This is a genomic window from Clostridium sp. ZS2-4, from assembly GCF_026719745.1.
GTDB lineage: Bacteria > Bacillota > Clostridia > Clostridiales > Clostridiaceae > Clostridium_H.
In genome coordinates, this window is record NZ_JAPPRQ010000105.1 from 1 (window position 1) to 6,863 (window position 6,863).

Annotated in this window: 7 protein-coding genes; 6 read left to right on the plus strand and 1 reads right to left on the minus strand. The window is 28.3% G+C overall.

Going from position 1 to position 6,863, the window contains the following annotated elements; all coding sequences use genetic code 11:
• Positions 1–372 precede the first annotated feature (372 nt).
• Positions 373–885 carry a hypothetical protein gene (locus OIO11_RS12275; protein ID WP_268071751.1) on the plus strand — a complete coding sequence of 171 codons (513 nt, stop codon included), beginning with the start codon at positions 373–375 and terminating at the stop codon, positions 883–885.
• Positions 886–921: 36 nt separating this feature from the next.
• Positions 922–2,187 (plus strand): hypothetical protein, encoded by a 1,266-nt coding sequence (locus OIO11_RS12280; RefSeq protein WP_268071752.1) that lies wholly within the window; start codon positions 922–924, stop codon positions 2,185–2,187.
• A 528-nt stretch (positions 2,188–2,715) separates the two neighbouring features.
• On the opposite strand, the gene OIO11_RS12285 is transcribed toward OIO11_RS12280, so the two are convergent.
• Positions 2,716–3,510, minus strand: a complete 795-nt coding sequence (locus OIO11_RS12285; protein WP_268071753.1) for a tetratricopeptide repeat protein — start codon at positions 3,508–3,510, stop codon at positions 2,716–2,718.
• Positions 3,511–3,727: 217 nt separating this feature from the next.
• Between OIO11_RS12285 and OIO11_RS12290 the strand changes: the two genes are divergently transcribed.
• The 4 genes from OIO11_RS12290 to OIO11_RS12305 all read left to right on the plus strand — a co-directional run bounded on the left by OIO11_RS12290 (position 3,728) and on the right by OIO11_RS12305 (position 6,742).
• Positions 3,728–3,865 carry a hypothetical protein gene (locus tag OIO11_RS12290; RefSeq protein ID WP_268071754.1) on the plus strand — a complete coding sequence of 46 codons (138 nt, stop codon included), beginning with the start codon at positions 3,728–3,730 and terminating at the stop codon, positions 3,863–3,865.
• 241 nt (positions 3,866–4,106) lie between these two features.
• Entirely contained in the window at positions 4,107–5,021 is a 915-nt protein-coding gene (locus OIO11_RS12295; RefSeq protein ID WP_268071755.1) for a class I SAM-dependent methyltransferase, read from the plus strand.
• 765 nt (positions 5,022–5,786) lie between these two features.
• Entirely contained in the window at positions 5,787–6,614 is an 828-nt protein-coding gene (locus OIO11_RS12300) for an IS4 family transposase (protein WP_268071756.1), read from the plus strand.
• Positions 6,611–6,742 carry a hypothetical protein gene (locus OIO11_RS12305; RefSeq protein WP_268071757.1) on the plus strand — a complete coding sequence of 44 codons (132 nt, stop codon included), beginning with the start codon at positions 6,611–6,613 and terminating at the stop codon, positions 6,740–6,742. Before OIO11_RS12300 ends, OIO11_RS12305 begins: the two co-directional genes overlap by 4 nt.
• Positions 6,743–6,863 lie beyond the last annotated feature (121 nt).

Here is a 6,863-nt window from a genome sequence, read left to right on the forward strand (position 1 = left end):
AAATTAGAGAAAATGTTAAGCTTTTTCTAAATGAAATAAACAAAAATCCTGAAGCAATTATTCAACGTTTGTGCTTAAAGTTATAGTTGTATAACTTTAAGTGCAGATATTACTTTCTATTTATATAATTTACTATTTTAGAGATTTATATAAAATAGAATTTATTTTTTTATTCTTTAGAATTTTTATTAATTTACTCTTTTACTCTCAAGAGTAAATACTATTTTATTCTTTTACTTCTATACTGCATTACTTTTATATTTTTAAGTGAAATTTATAGATTATGTTGAAAAAATTAACAAATGGGTGTATAGTATACGTACAAGATGCTTATACACACTATGCATACATATGTACTAGGAGGGGATGAAAATGGCAAAAGCTATTAGAAAAAATATATATATTCCAGAAGAACAAACTGAGCTTTACCAAAATGGGGAGGAACTAGCCAAAGAACAGGACTTGTCTATGTCTATGCTTATATTACAAGGGATTAAAATGTTCATTGATGCTAATAAAAACAAAGGTAATACTATAACCCTTACAATTAAGCAGTATGAAAATAATTCTAAAATACCAACTATGAAACAAATAAAATTTATAGGAGAAAAAATAGCTGAAAGTGATTATATTTGTGATAAAAAATTTTTAGACTATGTTAAAACTCATAATTATACTATCTATAGAACGAAAAAAGATAAATTACTAGTGCATATCAATATGGTACTTACTGATTCTGTTAAAAATGAAATGGAAAAACAAACTTTTTCTCACAAAATATATAACACTTTAGAAGAAATGGTACAAGATTTAAAAGATCTTCCTCCAGAAACTATTGAAGATATAGTTAAACACGATATAGTTGAAGAATTTTTAGATATATAAATTGAAAACTGACTTTAGAAAGGAGAACTTAATTTAATGCCAAATGACGAAAAAAAAGAAATTTTTAAAGAATTAGATAAATTTGTCTATATAAAAACAACTGGTGATAAGGAGCAAGAAAAGAGAAAATGTTTAACTTATGTAGATGAACATGAAAAAAACATTAATAATAAACTTAGAGCAATTAGTATAGTAAGTTTTACAGCCCTAAAAAACACTTATATAAATGAACTTGAAACAAAATGGATAAAACTTAGGAAAGATAATAAAATCCCTAAAGGAGTTCCTATTCATTTTACAAGCTTAAGAACTATCATGAACAAGATAAACTATAAGAATTCATTAGGTGAAGAAGTAGAATCTTTAGGTTGGAATGAAGAGTATGTTTTGAAGAAATATAAATATTTTAAACATAAAGCAACAAAAGGTTATACATTAGATGATAGTGATAAAATCAAAGAAAATCTTTTGGGCGATAGACAATTTAGAAATTTTATAGAACAATATGAGTTATGGAAATCTTTTAATAAAACAAATGAAAATGGATTTAAAATATTAGATCTTTATAAAGTGAATAACTTTTTTAAAGATCTCTTAGATATTCTAAATTCAACAAAAATGAATATTCTTTGTACAAGCTTTATATATGATAAAAACGCCAATCATAAAAAAGAACACGTAATTAATAAAAATAATTACAAGACTCCCTACCAGATAGCACTTATGGAACATTTAAATCTGCTATGTTTTTATTTAAGACATGGATATATGACAAAAGCAGATATAAAGAAAGACTTATTATATCATAAGCATTTTACAACAAAATTAAGATGCGATGGAGATGATGGTTTTAGCAGTAGAAAAATTTATCGAACCACTTTTAATGAATCTATAACCTCAGGAACAAAGCAATTTTCAGGAGATGCAGTAAGAGATACAATTGATGAAATACGCTTTATAAATAAGAGTGAAATAGGTTATTACAGTGAAGATAATGAAAAGTTCAATATAATAAGTCACATTGGATGTGATATTGCTGACTTTATTTCATATTATGTAAGTATGTATAATATAAAAAGTCTTTTAATAAAAGAGTATACAAATGAAGGATTAACTACTGGACTTACTAATGTTGAAGCTAAAAAAGAAGCTGAAGAAAAATTTATAAACGAAGTAGCATTTTCCATTAATGAAGATACTTATATGCCATATGAACAAGTATTAAAACATAAAATTATAAATATGAATGGGTATAAAACAACTCAATTAATTTCAGATTGTAATTTTCTTAATTTTGAATAAAATTTAACTAATTTATAATTCGTTTTGTAAAATAGACTTTACAAAATACAAAGTATACTTGACATTTTGTAAAATCTACTTTATTATTAATGTAGATAGAGGGTAGCAGTGGCACCTGTACTATCGAACCTTGCTGGAGTTCTTTCCGGGCAAGTAATACTGTTGATATTCCTTGAAGCGTAACTTCAAGGTTTTTTATCTTTTTTGAATAAATTAAGGCATATTGGACATATATATTACTAGGTGGAGGGTAGCAGTAGCACCTATACCACCTTTTATAAAGGGGAATTTACTTTTAGAGTAAGTTTCCTTTGTATTTTTACGTTCAAAAAACTTTAGTTTTTGTTATCCTTGAAGATTTCTTATCTTTATATTTTCATTGATTTACTCTTTTACTCCCAAGAATAAATATTTCTTTATTCTTTAACAACATTTTTATATAAATAAATAGAGCTGCTAATTCAGCAGCTCAACCTCTAGTTTTTCTTATATTCTACATAATAATATTTTTCTATCCCTTAAAACTTATTACTTTTTATACTTATTCAAGATTTCTATAAATTTAGGTTCATCTATATATTTATCATATATTGCATCTTTATAAATTTTAGATAGTGGCAAACCATTCTCTAATGCAAGTTCAATATTTTTATAGAAACCTTCTGAATCTCCCTTATCTTTACAAATTTCAACTTTTGTAATATATGTAATACCATATTTGTCATTCATTTGTAATGATGCAGCAATTTCCTGTTCTGCTAAATCTAATTTTCCCATCTTTCTATAAACATTCGCTCTATTATTATATATACATGCATCATTTGGATTTAAATCTTTAGCTTTATTATAATTTTTCAATGCTTCTTGATATTCTTTTTGGTTTCCATATATAGTTCCTATATTATTATATATCCTTGCATTTTTGGGATCTAATTCTATAGTTTTATTATAATATTCCAATGCCTTTTCATAATCTTTTTCTTTATGATATTCATAAGCTTGATTAAAGTACATACTTGCTTTAGCCTTATTTTCTGATTCTTTAGCTTCATCTACTGCTATTTTGGCTTCTTTTGCTAATTCTTTAGCATCCTCAGCTGAAGCTTTTGCCTCTTGCGCCAATATTTTAACTTTATCTGATGATTCTTTAGCTTCTTTGGCAGACTCTTGCGCTTCTTCTAATTTAGTATCAACTTTCTCTTCTAAAGAATTTAATTTTTTTCTCAATCTATTTTGCCCCCAGGCTGTTATAGCTGGAGCTACGGCACCAAAAGCAGCAAGTATTGTTACAATTACTGCTGCACCAGTAATTAATCCAGTCATTCTGCTTATATCCTTATCAGTATTTTGACAAATCCTCTCATTTTCTTCTGTAACTGATCCAATGTTACCTTTGGTTTATTAGCAGCAATTGCAGCAAAAGCATTGATCTATCTAGGGTTTAATCACTAAATGATAAAGCTCTTTTTTTTTTTACTCAAAACCAGTTAGTTAAAGTACAATTATAGTATTGATAATACTAACTAAGTGAGGGATAAAAATGACAAATGATAAAATGAAAAAAGGAAGCAAAACAGTAGATCCAATAAAAAGCAAAAGAGAAATTCAGGCAGTAAAAAATTATCTATCCGGAAAAAATTTAATAGATAATATGGGACCTTTGAGGGATATACTATAATGATATACTAATAAATAGGTTGTAGTTGTAAATTTATACGAAGTAACGATTATTTAAATAATCGTTCACAAATCAAAAATATATTTTTATATGCCATCACATAAAAAAAACGCCACTATAAATGTGACGGTTTTGTAAATTTTTGATCTTTAATATATTCAGTATACCACAAAATAAGAAAAATGTCAATACTTGTAATACACCTAATAAATTGGTATTAATTATTAGAGGTGATGATTTTATGGAACAAAAAAGTATGACTGCATTGATTAGTGCATTTTCGAGAGCATATCATTCAGTGAAAAACAAAGAGAAAGTTTTTGATGATTGCTTAGCAAAGGATATTCTAACTCAGACTGAATACGAACAAATTGCTAGTAATATGTCAAAAGGTATCAAATTTTTCAATCCATCATTTGATGGTACACAGGATGAAGCATTGCGTTGGATTGTTGATAATCAGTTATCTCCAACTCCAATTGGTAGAGCTGCATTTACAGAAAGGTCACTTGAAAATGCAGTGAAAATTGGTGTAAAGCAATATTTGATTTTTGCTGCTGGGTATGATACATTTGCATATCGTCAGCCTGACTGGGCAAGAAATATTCAAATATTCGAACTTGACCATCCTTTAACTGGTGAAGATAAGCAAAATCGTATTAAAAAGGTAATTACAGAATTTCCCCTCAATATACACTATATACCTATTGATTTTACAGAAAAGAATTGGGAAAGAAATATAATTAAATGTCCTCAATTTGAGCAAAATAAAATAAGTTTTTGCAGTTTACTTGGAGTGAATTACTATTTGACTAAGGAAGATTTTGCTTATGCAATTAATACTATTTCAAGTATTGTGCCAAAAGGCAGCAGCGTTATTTTTGATTATCAAGATGAAGATACGTATACTCCCAAAGCAGGTGAAAGAGTTAAAAAGCAAATTGCGCTGACTAGTGCATCAAATGAAAAAATGCTTGCAAGTTATTCTTATTTAGAGTTAGAACAACTATTGGCTGATAGTAATTTCTTAATTTATGAACATTTAACACCAAATGAAATAACGGATCAGTATTTCAAGAAATACAATCAAGCAAATCCAGAGCATCCTATAGAAGCATTTGATAATGTGAATTATTGTTTGGCAGTTAAGAAATAAGCATGATCTTTACTTAATTAATACGTGATTTTCATAGTGTGACTCAAGTCCTACCATTTTCATTCTTAAGGAATATGTTTAAAATATATTTTAGAGTAATTAAAACATCGATATATTCAAAAAGCTCTTTGAATATAAAGGTGTTTTGGCAATATATGTCTTAACGTATAAAATCCATGTATTGCGGTTACTACCCCTATAATTTCCTATTTGATAGACCACAGAGGAATACTAAGAAAGGGTGGACTTGCCTTGCGGCACTAAAGTACGGACATGACTTTTTAATGCTTGTACGTGCTGTTTGGAGCTGGAAGCATGTCCACCCCGCCCCTGCGCTCTGTCGGGTACCCATGAGCAGAGAGCCAAAATCTATGATTTTGTGCGAATCGCTTACTCATTTGAGGAACGAAAAGGAGTTTCCTTAGATCTTAAGAGGGCTTTAGCAGTACTTGTGCTCTAAAAGGCTTGAATATATGAAAGACTTATAGAGCTCTAGTACTGCTTCGCAAAACAAAGCAGTTCGCTGGGTGACAGGGTTTAGCGCCCATATAGTTTATCGGTATATATACACTAATACTAGTAAGATTACCAATATGAATACAACTATACTAGAAATGTATTATAGTTAATAACTCAACTTTCGCACTTATGTTTTAGGGCGGTAGCCCTTAGCTTCATTGATTAAAGTATAAAAAATAGAAGAACATTCCTCCATTTGGTATAATTGAATCACGACAAACAACCACCAAGAAAGGAATGTTCTCCATGAATACAATTATACCAAACAATGACACAGAAAAAAAGTTTGATTCTACAATAAATAGATTTTTTAAAGATAACAAGATAAATTCACTTTTAAGAGAATCTAATTTTAAAAAGGAAAAAGGTTTTTCTTGTATCTTGGTTTTTAGGTTTATTTTTATGTTGATATTTAATGGAAAAAATCTTTTCAGAACTTTAGAGTCTCAAAACAATACATCTAATTTTTGCAAAGATACAGTATATAGATTTTTAAACTCTACCAGTTATAACTGGAGAAAATTCTTATTGTTGTTATCTTCTAAAATAATTAAAACTAGGATTAAACCACTAACATCTGATGATAGAGTAAATGTTCTTATTGTTGATGATTCCTATTACAGCAGAGCTAGAAGTAAGTCAGTTGAACTTCTAGCAAAAGTATTTGACCATGTTGATAGAAAATATAAAAAAGGATTCAGAATGCTCACTTTAGGATGGTCTGATGGGAATACATTTCTCCCATTAGCATTTACGCTGCTAAGTTCTGAAAATGAGCAAAATCGTATCTGTTCAATTAATGATTCAATAGATAAAAGGTCCAATGGTTTCAAAATCAGAAAGGAAGCTATTAAGAAAGCTCCGGATGCAATGCTTGATTTATTAAAACAAGCGGCAGCTTATTCATTGCCATCAACTTATGTCTTATTTGATAGTTGGTTTACCTATCCTAAAACATTGATTAAGATATTAAATTTGAATCTTCATACAATTGCTATGGTAAAAGCAATGCCTAAGGTTTTTTATACTTACAGAGGTAAAAAATATAACCTTAAATCCTTATTTCTGCATTGAAAAAAAGGCGAGGTAAAGCTAAAATTAAAGCCTCTGTAATTGTACAGATTGGTGAAGATAAGCAGGCTACTCCTATAATGGCAAAAATAGTTTTTGTGAAAGATAAAAACAGATGTAGAAACTTTTAGTGTTGCATCAATACAATATTTTTATATTGACATTAGAAAAAAAGCACTTAATGGAAATTATATTCCATTAGGTGCTTTTAAATCTTAATAATACAAATATATGATAATAATTACAATATAC